Source organism: Prevotella sp. tf2-5, from assembly GCF_900115435.1.
Taxonomy (GTDB): Bacteria; Bacteroidota; Bacteroidia; order Bacteroidales; family Bacteroidaceae; genus Prevotella.
Genome location: NZ_FOWK01000008.1, coordinates 56,260 through 73,130, shown reverse-complemented (window position 1 = coordinate 73,130; position 16,871 = coordinate 56,260). Strand labels below are relative to the sequence as shown.

General features: G+C 49.5%; 9 protein-coding genes. 2 read left to right on the top strand and 7 right to left on the bottom strand.

Going from position 1 to position 16,871, the window contains the following annotated elements:
- The 7 genes from BM257_RS09460 to BM257_RS15310 all read right to left on the bottom strand — a co-directional run bounded on the left by BM257_RS09460 (position 1) and on the right by BM257_RS15310 (position 8,954).
- Positions 1-708 (bottom strand): FHA domain-containing protein, encoded by a 708-nt coding sequence (locus BM257_RS09460; protein ID WP_092071616.1) that lies wholly within the window; start codon positions 706-708, stop codon positions 1-3.
- A gap of 10 nt (positions 709-718) precedes the next feature.
- Complete coding sequence (locus BM257_RS09455; protein WP_092071613.1) at positions 719-2,119, bottom strand: PP2C family protein-serine/threonine phosphatase; 1,401 nt, start codon at positions 2,117-2,119, stop codon at positions 719-721.
- 3 nt (positions 2,120-2,122) lie between these two features.
- Positions 2,123-3,073, bottom strand: a complete 951-nt coding sequence (locus tag BM257_RS09450) for a serine/threonine-protein kinase (RefSeq protein WP_092071610.1) — start codon at positions 3,071-3,073, stop codon at positions 2,123-2,125.
- Between the two features lie 20 nt (positions 3,074-3,093).
- Entirely contained in the window at positions 3,094-4,716 is a 1,623-nt protein-coding gene (locus BM257_RS09445; RefSeq protein WP_092071607.1) for a serine/threonine protein kinase, read from the bottom strand.
- A 21-nt stretch (positions 4,717-4,737) separates the two neighbouring features.
- On the bottom strand, positions 4,738-5,442 hold the full coding sequence (locus tag BM257_RS09440) for an FHA domain-containing protein (RefSeq protein ID WP_092071604.1): 705 nt from the start codon (positions 5,440-5,442) through the stop codon (positions 4,738-4,740).
- Between the two features lie 334 nt (positions 5,443-5,776).
- Positions 5,777-8,587, bottom strand: coding sequence for a pectate lyase family protein (locus BM257_RS09435; RefSeq protein WP_092071601.1), 2,811 nt, complete (start codon positions 8,585-8,587; stop codon positions 5,777-5,779).
- Between the two features lie 19 nt (positions 8,588-8,606).
- Complete coding sequence (locus BM257_RS15310; RefSeq protein WP_092071598.1) at positions 8,607-8,954, bottom strand: hypothetical protein; 348 nt, start codon at positions 8,952-8,954, stop codon at positions 8,607-8,609.
- 165 nt (positions 8,955-9,119) lie between these two features.
- On the opposite strand from BM257_RS15310, the gene BM257_RS09425 reads away from it, so the two are divergent.
- Together BM257_RS09425 and BM257_RS09420 are read left to right on the top strand one after the other, a co-directional pair.
- Positions 9,120-11,600, top strand: coding sequence for a helix-turn-helix domain-containing protein (locus BM257_RS09425; RefSeq protein WP_092071595.1), 2,481 nt, complete (start codon positions 9,120-9,122; stop codon positions 11,598-11,600).
- Between the two features lie 112 nt (positions 11,601-11,712).
- A complete protein-coding gene (locus BM257_RS09420) occupies positions 11,713-16,779 on the top strand; it encodes a pectinesterase family protein (RefSeq protein WP_177216074.1) in 5,067 nt (1,688 codons plus the stop codon).
- Positions 16,780-16,871 lie beyond the last annotated feature (92 nt).

Below are 16,871 nucleotides of genomic sequence, written 5' to 3'. Positions count from 1 at the left end.
TTACATTACGACTGTTTTATTATTGTTCTTACCAGATGGCTTGCTGGTGGACGGTGCCTTGCTGTCCTGCTGTTTCTGAGCCTCTTTTGCCTTCTGAGCCTCCCTTGCCTTCTGCTGACGGGCACGCTCCTCCGCCTCACGTTTCCTTTTGCTGGCACGGGCAGCGCCATAGACATCAATCACCTCATCGTTCTTGCTGGCAGAGGCGTTCTCAGAACCCTCTGGTGAGGTTGCCTCTGGAACATTCTCCTCAGGAACAGTCTCCTCCTCCTTTTTCTCCTCAGTCAACTCTTGCTGTTGCTCTGCCTCTACAGTCTGAACAGGTTTTGCCACTTGCTCAACAGCTGGCTCTGCCGGTGTTTCCTTAGAACCACTCAGCAAACTCTTTAACAAGAATATCGCCAACAAAAGCACGACGAGTCCTCCCACAGCCATCACACCTATTTTATAATATTTCAACGGGTCAGGTACCTTTGACCAGTCCAACTGGTGCACATCTGCAAAGTTCACCACATCCTTACGGGTGATAGGGAATGGAACATTGGGGCGAAGACGGACACCATTGACGAAAGTGCCGTTCTTACTCATATCGACAATCTCCATACCCCCGAAAGTGGGAATCTTTATAATTGCATGACGGCGGCTCATCATCTCGTCATCAACGATGATGTTACAGCCCTCTCCGCGTCCTACTGTAATTGTTTTCATAGGCTATCCGTTATTTAATTGATTGGAGCTTTGTTATCAATGCCTTATAGTGACCCACACTTTTGTCAGAGTTCTCCGTGGCAATCTTATTTCCCAGTTTTTCTCTCACCTCGTCATAAGTTGTCTTGTTCTTAGTATCTTTGGCAGCAAGACTCTTCAACTGTTCTGCCACTGTCGTACGTAACTGTTTACGCTCAGTATTCTCCTGCATATCCTTGATTTTAGTCAGTTGTGCGATAACACCACTGCGTGATTTCTGGATGGCATCAGCGGCAGCCTGAGCCTGACTGGCAGCTTGCTTTGCCTGGTCGGCAGCTTCCTTAGCTTCTTTTGCTTTCTGCTCCGCTTCACTCTTTGCCTTCTCTGCCTGATTCTCTTTTTCCTTCGCTACCTGCATGGTAGCATCGGCAGCCTCCTGTTTTGAAGTTGCTACATGTCCCAATAGCACATTGATACTGTCCTCCAGGTTCCTGATACGATTCCCCCTTGCCTCGTTCTCCACAAGAAGTGCCTCCATCTCACTATCATTTTTATCGGAGGACTGCTGGAAGAGCAGCACGAAGTTCAGGATAATGCTCACGAGACAGATAACTGCCAGTCCGATAAGGGTTCGTAATGTTGTCTTACTCATTTTCTCTTTTAATAATGAATCTTTCTTTGTTTCTAATAATGCGATGGTCAAGTTATCATGCTTATTACCATTTTTGCGACCGATCTCATCCACATCCAATACAATGCCGTCGACGGCTCCCGACAGAGAGACGGTCTTAGCGACTTTCTTAACCAGCTCTGGTTCAGGAAGTGCTCCCCAGATGCCATCCGTACAGAGCATGAAACGGTCACCTTTTTCATAAGGTCGTTCTGTAACTTCCGCAAGGTTTGACAACTTACTCCCCAGTGCTTTGGTGATGATATTCGATTGTGATGATAGTCTTGCCTGCTCCTCTGTCAATGTACCGTTACGTACCAGTTCTCCCACCATCGAGTGATCGGCGGTACGGAATATTTTCCTACCCCGGCGGAACTGGTAGATACGACTGTCGCCCACATGTCCGAGAATTGCGGAATGGTCGTTAATCAGTACCACAGTAGCCGTAGAGCCCATACCCCTTACCGCTGGAGTCTCAGCCACCTTGGCATGGATAGACTGATGGGCATACTCTATCGCCTGGGCAACCATCTCTGTACGGGGCATGTCTTGGGGTGCGTTGACCACATACTCCACAATCTTCTGAACAGCGATTGTGGAGGCAAGTCGTCCTGCAGGACCACCTCCCATTCCATCGCAGACTACGGCAATCAATCCCTTGTCAGTATCCAGGAAACCGCAAGAGTCCTGATTCTCAGGGCGGCCTCCTTGTCGGGTGTCCCAATAGCCTGCGAACGGCATGGCTGTCTTAATTGCATTCATATATTATTTCTTAAGAATATTTGCTATGACAGACACATTACTGTCTTGTACTTTTTTCATGAACCTGTCGAACTTCGAGAAGTTACGGGGAGGCAGTGCCGCTTTCAATGCCGCCTTCATCGCATTCGCATTCTGGTAACGGTCAGAAGGATGGATGGCTGTCGCCTTACGTGTCACCTCGAAGACGGAATCAGAGATACCTGGTACCTGCGGGAGTACCATGCCATGATGTAGTTCTTTCGCCTCCGCAATGGTCGCTGCCGAGAACGGGTTCTGTTTGGTAATCAACTCATACAAGGTGATTCCTGCCTCATAAATATCTGTTGCCGAAGTGAGCTGGGGCTTGTTCTCCACATCCGAGAACTGTTCTGGAGCGGCATATTTGGGAGTTCCCATCATACCCGACGTAGAGCTGTTGACGGTCTCTGTCACGTCAGAAATCCCCAAGTCCATCAGTCGCACATTACGTCCCTGTTCCATCATGATATTCGAAGGTTTGATATCCATGTGGATAATCCCTTTCGAATGGATGTAGGCAAGGGCGTCGAGCACGGGCAGGAAGAGTTCGCAGATGCGATGCTCCGCATTCGGTAGCGAACGAACATGTGCGTTGATAAACTTATCAATGTTCTCCCCTTTCACAAAACGGCTGATGATAAAGATTGGTCCCTGATAGGGATCCAGTTCACAACAGCCCAGCATCTCCACCAGGTTAGGATGACTGAACATCAAATCTGCCTCCTGATGCGCTCTGCGGCGCACCTCCGGATTATTGGCATAGCGGTCGACAACCCTTTTGACGGCTATCGGCTCACGTGTCTGACAGTCCTGTCCGAGATACACCACCCCCATGGCTCCCGCCCCTAGTGGCGGACGTGTCTCATCATACTGATACCAACGGCCATAGGCGTTGAGGTAGATGATGTTTCCTTCTCTCGTTACCTTTCCTGGCATACACCTTGTTTTTATATATACTATTCACTAGCCGCAAGACTACGAGCCTGCTCCAAACGCGTCGTATACAACTCTACATACTCCTTGTCACCCCCCAGACGGGCGAACTTAATGCCCTCTTCAAACAACTTAGCTGCCTTTGCGACATCCTGCACATTAGCGTCACCAGTACGGATAGCACCAGCAAGATAGTCCGTGGCAAGCTCAAAGGTTGCCTTATAACTCTGTGGATTAGCTTGATAAGCTTTCTCCGCCAACTGATGAGCTTTCCTGGCATCACGCTTGACGATATTCGCTGTCAATGACCTGAACTCTTTGACTTCATCGGGACTGATCTCCGCGTCCTCGGGCTGTGTCAGAGCAGCCAACAAAGCAATGGCATCAGCAGCTTTCTCGTCGTCACTATGCTTAGCAGCTATCTCATTCAACAGGTTGACACCCTCTTGGATGGTAGCAGCATTCGACAGTTTGTCCTTTGCCGTTGTAAAACTTGCTGCCACGTCAAAGGCAGGTTCTTGTACGACGGCAACTTGTGGTTTTTCCTCGGCTTCCTCCTTAGAGCCACCACTCAGTGCCACACCAAGGATTACGCCCAGCAAAACCACAGCACCGGCAACGATACCTATCAGTTTTCCTTTACCTTTCTTCACATCAGCGATAGTGGCGACTACCTGTCCTGTACTAGTGGCAGAAGGTATTGCATCCTTCTTCGACAGATGCTCCATATCCACACGCATCTCCGCTGCCGACTGGTAGCGGTCAGCCTGTTTCTTGGCTGTAGCCTTGGCAACGATATTACGCACCGCCTTATAAGGAATCATTTTCAAGGGAATCTTCTCATTCAACTGTTTTTTGATGAGTTCCGCCATTGTTCCCTCGAAGGGCATGGAACCTGTGATAAACTGGAAGAGCATGATACCCACGGCATAGATATCCGTCGTCTTGTCCTGGTTATGCACATCACCCAGTACCAACTCCGGGGCGGCATAGGCTGCCTTGCCGATAAACTGTCCTGTACTGGTCAGCTGCTGGTCTTGTGTATTCAAGTTATCCAACCGTTTGGCAATACCAAAGTCGATAATCTTCACCTTTCTGTCTGTGGTAATCATGATATTACTTGGATCCAGGTCACGATGGATATAGCCTTTGTCATGAAGTGCCATCAGACCCGACAGGATATTCTTCACGATGAAGACGGCAAAGCCAAAACGATCGTTCTGGTATTTGCTATAAAGTTCCTGGGCGAAAGGCACCTCATTGCCGTTCTTATCTGTTGTTTTTCCATTCAGCAAGTCAAAGAGCATCACACCTTGTAACAACTCACTGACCACATGGTAGCGTTTGACGGGACGGGCACTGTCAGGGTTCTCCATCACTTCGATGAATCCGAACATCTCCACCAGGTTCTCGTTATGAATCTGGATGGATGCCTCACGCTTCGCACGTTCAATGGCATGGGCAGGCAGATCCTCGAACAAGAACTTAATAGCGACATCCTGACGGAGTCCATTAGACTCGTTCACCCTGACACCCTTCAACACCTGTCCCATACCACCTTCGCCCAGCGAAGGCAACTCCGGGTCTACCTCATAGTGTATGTGTTGTCGTTTTTCCTCTTCTCCTTGTATATATATTAAAGACATGGTATTATCTGTAGATTAGTCTTACATCATTTCCGTTCCACCTGGTTCGTCGAAACCGGCACCACTCAAGTCTACCGTTCCTGTATCCACGTTACGATGTTCTGCACTGTAAGGACGGAAATTATTCTGTGTGGCATCATCGCCGAACCCGCCACGCGCACCTTGGAAAGATGCGCCACTGGAAGCAGGAGCAGCATCCTTGTCCTCCACAAACTCCTCAGCGACGGAGAGACCATACTCCTCTGCGTCAATCAACAAGAGCAGCAACTTATAATTAGCACCCACAGTAATGATGTCATTCGTCTTACAGGAATGATTCTCATAATCCAGTTCCTCATCATTCAGGTACATACCCGTCTTCGAACCAGTATCACGGATACTAGCGATCAGTTTGTGAGTGCTCTTCATCTGCTTGATGCTCAAGGTAGCATGTTTGCTTGACACCGACATTTCCTTCAGGCAGATGTCATTATCGTCTGCTCTGCCGATAGTATTGGTACCCAGGTGCAGAGGCCAGTACTCACCAATACCTTTGCGGGAAATGGAATACAAGAATCCCACCACAGGAGTATTAGGTTTTGCCTGTGGGCTTGCTGCCTGCGGAGCACTGCCTGGCGTATAGTCGTTCATACCTGGGATATAAGTCTCGCTTCCTGTACGTTGACCACCATGGGAACGTGCATAAGGGTTATTACCACCCTTTACAAAAGTCTCATCTTGTTTCATATTATCAGTTATTGGTTATTTTATTAATCTATATTCTAATCACAAAGATAGCTATTATTTGTACATTCCCTTATCATTCTTTTATATTTTACATATTTTATAACATTGGTTTGCTTTTATTAACAACGATTTATAAATAAAGAGGAGCCATACATCACGCATGGCTCCTTTTTGATTTGAATTAGTAGCTATATTGTTTTCAATGTAAATCTTTCTCTTTCGTCTTGTGATTGCAAAAGTAAGCAAAAAGATTCATTCAGCAATACATTTTTTTCAAAAAACTTTCGTAAACGTTTGCACAATTCTTTGTTTCCCCACACAAGTTAAGAATCGGTTATTCAGAGATGGGGTCAAGGATGATGAGCATGACGATAGATTCTGCAGAACCCTTGGTAATCGTATACTGGGTATTGGCATTTACCTTGATGGCATTCATCTGGTAATAATTACCATCGGTATTGGTAGTACCCTCGACGGTAGTGGCTGTTCCATTGATCTTCACATCTCTGCCGGTCTTAGCCAGACTCAGGACGATAGTCATATTGTAATCCTTTGCCGGAGTGAAGACTATAGAACCTTTGGAATCCAATTTCTCACCCTTCTTATAATACACTGAATTATATGTAATCTTACCATCGCCGTAGTTATTAGCAGCAGTAAATATCGTACTCGATGACGCTCCATCGAACGAACAGGTAATCGTACCCTCTGGGACAGGTGTGTCACCACCACCGGGTTCGTCACCACCGCCTTCACCGCCTCCGGCATTCTCTTCACCGAAGATACCTACGAGAGACGTCTTATAGCCAGTAACCTTTGACTTCAGTCCAGTATCTATAGCATCTTTTGCATCGTCTGTGTCATTATTGAAAGTCCACTGCAAGTCACCATGATTCATACGACCTGCGCCATAGAAACCTGTAACGACGGAAGGGACATCATCAGCGGCATTGGGGATGTATTCATACATCTTCGTGGCATCCGTATCGAAATTATTATAAGTATAGGAACCAACAACAGACTTGTAAGTGTCCGGGACCTTCTCCTCACGGGTCTCAGCGACATATGCATCAAACTCCGTCGCACTCTTCGTATGAGGGATGAATGTCGTAGCAGACTTACCTGTCAAGACGTTTCCATAAGCCTTGATCATACCACCATCGTGATCATCAGCAAATCCACCTCTGCCATCCGTACCCTGTTCCGAGATGAGCATAGGATTCTTACTGTTGCGGAAATAGTTGCTCTCCACAAAGATATTAGCACCTTTAACAGCACCTACGCCGATCTTTGAGACACCATCGTAATAGTTGTTCCATACGTGAACCGTCATAGTACGGACACGTGGATGACGAGAGTCGGAATGGTCGAACCAGTTGTGATGATAGCTCAGCCAGTTCTCTCCACTCTCACTCTTCATACCACAAAGAGAGGTCTTTCCACTATCCCAGAAGTGGTTATAGGAGAAGGTGCAATAGCGTGAGTTGTCCTTTACGTCAAGGGAGCCGTCTCCCTTTGCCTGGTCAGCGTCGCCGCCTGCATTTCCATAGAAGAAGTCATTATGATGTATCCAAGCATGCTGAGTACCTTTCAGTTGGACACCATCAAGATTGAAGTTGATGAAAGCGATATTACGCATCTCCACACTCGTTCCATTATAGAATGTCATTCCGAAACCATTGAAGGTTGCGTCGTCGCCAATACCCTCCAACGTCACATTCATCTCTGATGTCTCGGAATTACCTTTCAACTGAAGACCATTTTCATCACTCAAGAGTTGTGCTGCGTCGACATCTGACGTTCTGATCTCACCAATAATCCTAACGGATAACGGAGTCGTGTCCAGATTCTTCTTTTGTTTTGCCTCCAATATCTTACCCAAGCCTGTGAATGTCTGAGGTTTGTTATCAACATTCAATTCAAGAGTAACAGTATTGAAGTTGTTCTTCGTGATATACAACACCTTGGCACCTGTCTTCAGCGTACCATCATCGTTATAGGCACCTACGCCTGTCGTTCCCTTATGGGCAAAACCAGCACGATCATAGTTCTTCACGATGATCTGAGTAGCCTCACTGCCTTTGTCTGTCAGCTCTTTCTTGTCGGCATCCACAGGAACCACTTTAATAGCATAGTCAGCCATCATCAGACCAACAACATCAGCACGCCCATAGGTACCATAGTTACGAACGAGCTGGTCATCTATCTTGGTATAGTCAGCATACTGTCCACCTTTTACATACACATTATATGTTTTGGCTCCCTCGAAGAGATCAAATTTCACATAGGCAGACTCCAGCCATCCTTTTGCCTCTGTAATCTGTACACCACCTGTGGTATTGTTGATAGCGGCATCGGAGGTATTGTCGGCTTTGCGGAAATTAATCTCTGAGACATTTGCTTTGAAAGTATAAGTCTCCTGGTCTTTCAGATTGACCGTCACATCCTGTCCATCAAAAGAAATATCACTCAAGGACTCTGTGTTATAATATTTCTTACTCTGATCCGACAAAGTCAGTATCGCCTGGTTCTTTGTCAGGTTAGACGTGGTGGAATAATCATCAACTGCGGGGGTATCCTCACCACCTTGCTCACCACCTCCTTCACCAGTCACCTCAATGCTGAATACGTTGACAGAACCACCAGTGCATTTAAAACTAACCACGCCATCAGCAGTTACTGTTCCTGTTCCTGTCTGGGTGGTATTTTTATCTGCGGCAGTAAAGCCGGAGGTGCCCGACAGATTCGTGTTGCTGTCGAAAGTCACGGCAGTAGAACCTGTAGAGGCAAAGACGATCTTCACCACCTGTCCCTTCTTCAATATAGGAGTAGACAATGGAATATTCTTACCAGCCAACTGCAGGCGGTTATTCACGTCGATACGGATCTTAGTCGCTGCGGCATCAACAGTCAGTCCTTTGGTCATAGACAGTTCCGTACCACCAGCCTTGATAGCGCCATTGATAGCGGTCTTACTCTCATAGCGGTTGCTTGTCTCAGTATACCCCCACTCCGAGGTGGCGGCTTTCAACAGAGCGACATCCGCGTCTGGTGTCTTCGTAAAGTCCCAAGTCTGGGCCTTCACACTCATGTTCAGTCCAAGCATCAGGACGAGCAGGGTCAATATCGTTATATGTCTTTTCATCGTCTGTTCCTCCTATACCTTATTTAATAATAACTTTCTTTCCATTCACGATGTAAAGTCCTTTCTTCAGTCCCTCAACACCCTGACCTACACACTGACCCTGCAGGTTGTAAACACTCATATTCTTCATGGGCTCCACCTGGCGTAATGTCTCGATAGCCGTTACTGAAGAGAAATCAATAACGATAGTCTCCAGGTCTTTCTCCAAGTCTGCCTTAGAACCATCCTTGAAATGAAGGATCACGTTATCACCCTCGAAAGTAATCTTCGTAAGTTCCTTCACGTCGATCTTCTCAGGCTCTGTCCCGTCCGCCATCGCAACCATTGACAGCAGGAACAATCCGCAAAAAAGTAAAAATTTCTTCATTGCTATTCGTTTTTAGTAGTTCTATCTGCTTGCAAAAGTACCAAAAATTATTCATTATCAACACGCTTTTCACATAATATCCATCGTAAACGTTTACTTTTTAACAAAACATGATGGAATTACAAAGCAATTTAGTAACTTCGCACCATCATATACCTGCAAGTGATGAGAAAAAACGTGATATGGACGGTGATAATAGGATGGCTGGCGTGTCTGACGACAACGGCCCAGCCCTTGTGTAATGTCGTCCAATATGACGAGGACGACGGCGTTCCCTCCTCCCATCTCACCCAACTATTGCAGGACGAGCAGGGCTTCATGTGGTTTGCCACCTGGAACGGACTCTGCCGCTATGACGGTTATGAGTTCCAGACCTTCAAGCCACAAGTGGGTGACGGGTGCCACATGACCACAGACCGTATACGTAACATCAACCTACTGCCTGGCGGACTCATCCTGTGCCAGGTAGATACAGAATATTATATCTTCGACCTTGACAACTACCGCTTCCGCGACCTGACCGACCAAGAGAGGCAGCATACGAAGGAATATACCTGGGATTACAGACAGAGCCGCTCACTGCTCAACGGAAAGCACTACACATGGACTGACAGTCATCAGACACAATGGACCGTGCAGGGCGATGGTGTGCTGACCTTCCTGCACGACGGCAAAGAGACTGTTTATCCCTTGCCAGTATCCTTTAAGACGCTGACCTTTGTGGCACCAGACAACCAAGGAAACCTATGGGCGATAGACTATGGCAGCATCTATAGGTTCAGTACTAGAATACAGCCTGTCCAACGGCTTGCCATAGAGCCTCGCGCAGAGGTGAAATGTCTGTTTGCCGACAGCAAGGGACATTTCTTCATCGCCACCAAGGACGACAAGGCGGTACGTGTCTACAACAGTATGGACCATCACCTTCTGGGCTATCTAGGACCTGACGGCAGAGTGCATCAGAGCTATACCCCGTTCGGTGCCGCCGTCTATTGCATGTATGAAGACAAGGACGGCACCCTATGGCTGGGCACGAAGCCCGACGGACTCTTCCGTCTGCAACCCATCGGTGCCGAGGCATACCAGATAGCCCATTTCACCGATCTGCCCCATCAGGACATCTACCATATCCAGGAAGACCGCTGGGGTCGTCTGTGGGTGGCATCACTGGGTGGAGGCATCTTCTATACCTCCCAGCAGAAGACGGATAAACCCCTGTTCCTCATCCCCAAGCACTATCCGAAAGACAGCAACGCCCGGTGCCGATACCTCTTCTTTACCCAAAACGACATCATGATGGTGGCGACAGGCAATGGACTGGTAGTGGCAAAGATGGAGCGTGATGCCGACAAGATGCACTTCCTGTGTCATCAGCGTGAGCCGGACCGTAAGAACAGTCTGAGCTGCAGTGCCGTCATGGATGTGACAAAAGACCGACAAGACAGGTACTTCGTTGGTACGGAGAGTGGCGGTGTCAACCTGATTGAAGGTACGGACCTGTTGGCAGAGAAGCTCTCCTTCCGTCCCCTATCCTCCCATCTCTCCCCTCTCACCTCTGATGTCATACAGTCTCTCGCAACGATTAAAGAAGGAGGGTTGATCGCCGTAGGCAGCCACCATGTCACGTTGTTAGACTCCACCTTGCAGGGACGTGTGCTGGATGCCCATTTCTTCAACAGCGACTACCGTTTCAGTGAGGCGCATCCCCTGACACTCAGCAACAACCACTGGCTCTTCGGACTGATGGACGGTGCCTTCATCACGACCCTCCAACAGATGACCGTCCATACGATGAAGCCCCGGGTGGTGCTGACACAGATAGAGGTAAGAGGTAAGAAGGCTGAGGTAAGGAGTACCTGGGGAGCAGAGTCACTCGACACACTGATACTCCAACCACAAGAGCGCAACCTGACAGTACGCTTTGCCGCCCTCGACTATAGTGCCTCCGAACGCATCAACTACGCCTTCCGCCTGTCGACAGACGACCAGTGGAACTATATCGGACATGACCGCACGGCAACGCTGCTCGATATGGAGCCAGGCACCTATCTGTTGGAGATCCGCTCTACGAATGCCGACGGTGAATGGCAAGACAACATACGGAGCATCACCGTCATCGTCAAACCTACGTTCTGGGAGGCATGGTATGGTCAACTGCTCATCCTGCTGCTCGTCATTGGTGTGGTGGCTGCGGTAGTTTACACCTTGTTATATATAAGGCGTATCAAACGCCAACAACACGAAACCCTAGAGAAGTATCTGGCATTGCTGGAAGAAGACCATAGCCAAGAGTCCACAGCCAATAGCCAATCGCCAACAGCCAACGATCCCATGCTGGAACGTGTGATGACCTTTATTGAGGAGAATATATCGAACGGTGATATCGGCGTGGGCGACATGGCATCGGCTGCCGCCACCAGTCGTAGCGGTCTCCAGCGTAAGTTAAAACAGGCGATGGGTATCACGCCACAGGATCTGTTGCGTGAGGCCCGCATCAAACGGGCATGCCAGTTGCTTCGTAATAGTAACAAGACAGTGGCAGAGGTGGCATACGCCTGCGGATTCACAGACCCCAAGTATTTCAGCCGTTGTTTTAAGCAAAGTACAGGACAGTCGCCTACGGAGTGGAAAAATGCGTCAGAATAAGCATCTGACGCATTTTTCATACCTCTTTGACGCAAAGTTACCCCACCTTGTCATCCTTTATAGTGTACCTTTGCACCCAGATTCCAATATTTACTTAAAAACAAAAACATCTATGAAACAAAAACTGATTCGATTGATGCTTCTGGTTGCGGCATTCCTCATGCTGGGCAACCTGCAGGCAGCCAAGAAGGTACACACCATTGGTGACTCCACCATGGCCAACTACGACGAGAATACCGAGACGAAGCGTGGCTGGGGTATGTACTTCGGCAACTTCCTCACCAACGGGTGGGAGTCCGTCAACTATGCGAAGGGCGGGCGAGACTCGCGCAGCGGCTACAACGAACTGTGGCAGAACGCCAAGAACAACGTACAGGCAGGTGACTACATGATCATCCAGTTTGCCCACAACGACCAGATGTACAATGGCGTGGACAACCTGGAACTACAGGCGTACTATACCGACAAGGGCGATGCCACCAATGCCGCCGCCGTGAAGAGCGACGGTCGTGGTACGACACCAACGACGACCTATAAGGCGTGTCTGAAACAACTGGTCGATGCCGTGAAGGAGAAAGGAGCCACTCCTATCCTCGTAGCCCCTGTATGCCGTTGCTATTTCAACGGTGAGACCATCCGCCGCAACGGTCGCCACGACTTAGGTGACAAATACGATGCCATTGTCAACGGTGAGCTGAAGACGAACCTGAGTGTTCCAGCCGATGACCACACAATGGACTACCGCTACCAGATGGAACAACTGGCTGCTGCCGAGGGTGTCACCTTCATCGACATGACGACAGCCACCAAGGACCTCTACGAGAGCTATGGCTCTGCCAAGTGTCATGACGCACTCTTCTGTGCCGGGGATAACACACACTATAACCTGACGGGTGCCCTGATGGCTGCCCGTCTGTGTGCTCAGTTGCTAAAGGAGAAAGGTATCCTGACGGATGCCATCGAGATACCCACCGACCTGTCGGTGACCCCCTCTGTCGCCGATATGGGCGATGTCTATGTCGGACAGTCCGGTACGAAGGAGTTGACACTCACGGGACTGGGACTGGAGCCCAGCACTGGAACAATCACCCTTACTGCCTCTGAGGGCATCCAACTGTCTGTCGACAAGCAGAACTGGCAGAGCTCGTTCTCCGTCAACTACGAGAGCGGAACGGTCATCAAGACCTTCTATGCCAAGGTGGCTGCCACGGCAGTCGGACAGTTCAGCGGTACGGTGACTGCTACGCTGGACAGTAAGTCTGCCGTTGCCACCATTACCATGAATGCCATCGAACTGGGCGGTGGTGATCCCTTCACTGTGAAGTGGTCACTGACCAGCAATGACAATGCTGTGGTAGACGGCAGTGCCACCGCCGCTGCCGCCAAAATTGAGGGACTGGTGAAATATGGCAATAACGGACAGAAGGGTATCATGGTCAGCACAGGAGAAGGCGGTACCTGGTCCAAACTCATCGACGAGTCGCCTAACCAGTATGTGCAGTTCACAGTCACTGCTCCTGACGGCAAGAAACTCGACATCAACCACATCGCCATGAAGGTGGGTGGTCATGGCGGTAATGGTATGATGTGCCATGTCTACTACTCCACAGACGGTTTTGTCAACCGTACTGGTTTCTATTCGCCTGCCTCCATGGCAAGCGGTGTGATGAACGAGGTGGACATCACACCGGTCATCAAACTGGAGGAGGGCGATCAACTGCAGATCCGTGTCTATCCCTGGTACACCAGTGATGCTACGGGCAAGTGGCTCTGTATCTCTGACGTTCAGGTGGACGGTCAGTCGAAGGATGCCGCTGGTGTGAATATCCCCGGCACGATTACCTATACGCTCGACAAGGGCGGACTGAATGAGAACAATGATGATGCCGTGATGAATCCCAATGAGCTCAATGCCGGCTTCGCTGGTAAGAAATGGGCGTACGACGGTACGAACGAGAAAGTAGTCATCGAAGGTACTACCTTCCAAGGGGCTACTGGCAATACCAAGATGATGCAGTTGAGATACAATGCCGCCACCACAGAGACCCTGTCGACGGTTGCCGACGATGACTGTACCATCAGTCTGACGCTGACTCCTGAGGACGGTTTCTCCTTCGTACCCTCAAAAGTCAGTTTCCTGGCGGGTAAGTTCAACTCTGGTAATCCCCACCTCACCTTCTCCGTAGAGGCAGGTGAGACCAAGCAGACCCTGAAGGACAATGTTGAACTGAACCGCAGTAAGACGAATCCGCTTGTCGACCCCTCATCGTTTAGCGAGGAACTGAGCGGCATTACCGCTACTGCCGACAAACCGCTGAAGTTGAAGTTCTCGTTCCTGAACGTACAAGGAACCCGTTCTGCCGGTATTGGCAACCTTGTCATCGAGGGCACCCTGGTAGGTGCTGCCGCACAGGTGACCAAGTATACCCTGAACACACAGGTATTACCCACTGCCGAGGCAGGTTCCATCTTTCGTGACCCTGACTTGGAACAGTATAAGGAAGGTACGCAGGTGACGCTGAAAGCCACCAAGAACTTCGGTTATCAGTTTAAGGAATGGCAGGATGCTACAGGTGCTATCGTCAGCAAAGATGCCGAGACGACGATCACGATGGATGCCGACAAGACCATGAAGGCAGTCTTCGAGGCAGTCCCCGTCTATACGGTGAAGACCAAGGTGACCAATGATGCCGAGCGTGACATGGGCAGTATCACCCTGACTCCCAACGAACACAATGGCAAGTATGAGGCAGGTACCAAGATTACGGCTACTGCCAATGAGAGTAAGATATTGAAGTTCCTGAGCTGGACGGACGAGAACGAGAATGCCGGTGCTTCCAAGGAGCGCGAACTGACGGTCAACAGCGACATGACGCTGGTGGCTAACTACGAAGTGCAGGACTTTATCGCTGTCTTCGATGCCAGCAAGACATCAGCCTATGCCACTCAGACCTATCCCTTTGCTGCCGATGAGGTCTGGGATGCCAACCGCAATGCCAAGGTATCTGTCGTCAAGCAGAGCGATGGCTCACAGGTGGTAGGAACAAACGCTAACCCCGTTGTCCGCAACCGTGCCAACAGCGGTGTGCTCACCACCCTGAGCGGTGTCTTTACCAATGGTTACAATCCTGCTGACGTGGCTTGGCAGTATCAGTTCTCTACCGTTGGCTTCACAGCTATTACCTTTACCGCTGACATGGCAGCCAAGAATGCTGCCACGAAAAACTGGAAAGCCTCCTACTCTACCGACGGTACTACGTTTACCGCTCTGGGTGAGCCCTGGACCGTTACCGCTAATACGCTGACGCCGCTGAACTTCGTACTGCCTGCCGATGCTATTGGCAAGGAGACTGTATATGTTCGCATCATGGGAACAGGCGATGAACTGTTGTCTGATAAGTACGAGTACAATGCAGGAACCTCTGCAGAAGGACTCGCCTATGCTACCAATTCCGAGAGTCAAGTGGGTAATGTCTATATCTTGGGTGAGGCTGAGGTGGAAACTGACGATAAAGCTCCCGTGGTAACAGGTACCGTTCCAGCAACGGGTGCTACCGGTGTGAGCGCCACAGGTAAGATTACTATTTCCTATGATGAGCGCATCGAGGCTGTAGAGGGTGCTGACGCAGCAACACTGAATGGAGTAACCCTGACTCCCGTCTGGAGTAGTCGGTCAGTCAGCTTTGACTATAGTGCCTTGGAATACAATACGCAGTATACCTTCCTGATGCCTGCCAACTTCGTACAAGACAAGTCTGGCAACAAAGCTACCGAGCCTGTCCAGATTTCCTTTATCGTGATGGATCGTCCTACCGTAGGAAAAGCGACTTACGACAAAGTCGTTGCGACCACCGACGAACTGGTAGAGGCCATCAATGCCGCTAACAGCCGTAGTGACAAGACCACCCGCTATCGTATCTTCCTGAAGAAGGGTACCTACCAGTTGCCACAGAGCACGACGGAGACCTTCAAAGCTGAAGACCCCGCTCAGACGACATTCTACAGTCCGATTACCTATATCAAGGCCTCCAATATCTCGTTTATCGGTGAAGACCGTGACGCTACCATTATCACCAATACGATTGGTGAAGAGACCTATACGAACAGTCTCGGACAGACCGTCAGTATCTATGAGCGCATCGGATATAGCGATGTGCTGCAGATTCAAAGCGGTGTCAGCGGCACCTACTTCCAGGATGTGACCATCAAGAGTGGCATCGATGACAACAGAGGACGTAACATCTCACTCAACGACCGTGGCACCAAGACCATCTGTAAGAATACCAACCTCTGGGCATACCAGGATACCTATATTTCTAACAATAGTCAAGGGCTCTATTACTTCGAGGACGGTGTCATCCGCGGACGTACCGACTTCATCTGCGGCTCTGGTGACGCCTATTTCAACAAGGTGAATGTCATCATGGCAGAGAAGGGCGGTTATGTGGTGGCTCCCCGTGACAACCAGAAATACGGCTACGTCTTCAAGGACTGCTCCATTACAGGTGAGACTGACGTGGACGGTACCTACTACTTAGGACGTGCATGGACAGCCGCAGCCGAAACCTATTTCATCAATACCACCATGGAGGTGAAACCTGCTGTGGCAGGATGGCATGACTGGAACAACGGTCCTACACGCTTTGCTGAGTACAACTCGACAAATGCCAACGGTGTGGCTATCGACCTGAGCGGACGTGCCACGATGATCAACGGTACTCCCAACAATCCCATACTGACTCCTGAGGATGCTACAGAAATCGGTAACATGTCCAATGCTCTCGGAGAATGGCAACCTACACTCGCTACTGAACAGGCACCCGTTCCTGCTCATGTGAAGGCTGAGGGTAACACGCTAACATGGGACAACAGTGACTATGCGATGCTATGGGCGGTCTGCAAGGATGGCGACATCATAGACTTCACCACTGAGCCTACCTATACGGTGACCACTGACGGTCAGTATAGTGTACGTGCTGCCAACGAGATGGGCGGACTGAGTGCTGCATCGGATGCCATCAGTGTCAGCGCAACAGGTATCGATACTGCAATAAGTACTGCCACTTCCCAGGTTGTGGCTATCTATTCCATCGACGGCAAGCGCCTGCAACAACTACAACACGGTCTTAATATCGTCAAAATGAGCGACGGTACTACCCGCAAGATCATGATGAAGTAAACACCACAATACAAAAAAAATGGCAGAGAACTTTTGGCTCTCTGCCATTTTTTTGTACCTTTGCACCAATTTGTATCATAAACAAACCAATA

Coding starts and splice junctions, on each gene's coding strand:
- BM257_RS09460 (WP_092071616.1), bottom strand. CDS start 708: ATGAAAACAATTACAGTAGGACGCGGAGAGGGCTGTAACATCATCGTT.
- BM257_RS09450 (WP_092071610.1), bottom strand. CDS start 3,073: ATGCCAGGAAAGGTAACGAGAGAAGGAAACATCATCTACCTCAACGCC.
- BM257_RS09420 (WP_177216074.1), top strand. CDS start 11,713: ATGAAACAAAAACTGATTCGATTGATGCTTCTGGTTGCGGCATTCCTC.
- BM257_RS09425 (WP_092071595.1), top strand. CDS start 9,120: ATGAGAAAAAACGTGATATGGACGGTGATAATAGGATGGCTGGCGTGT.
- BM257_RS09445 (WP_092071607.1), bottom strand. CDS start 4,716: ATGTCTTTAATATATATACAAGGAGAAGAGGAAAAACGACAACACATA.
- BM257_RS09455 (WP_092071613.1), bottom strand. CDS start 2,119: ATGAATGCAATTAAGACAGCCATGCCGTTCGCAGGCTATTGGGACACC.
- BM257_RS09435 (WP_092071601.1), bottom strand. CDS start 8,587: ATGAAAAGACATATAACGATATTGACCCTGCTCGTCCTGATGCTTGGA.
- BM257_RS09440 (WP_092071604.1), bottom strand. CDS start 5,442: ATGAAACAAGATGAGACTTTTGTAAAGGGTGGTAATAACCCTTATGCA.
- BM257_RS15310 (WP_092071598.1), bottom strand. CDS start 8,954: ATGAAGAAATTTTTACTTTTTTGCGGATTGTTCCTGCTGTCAATGGTT.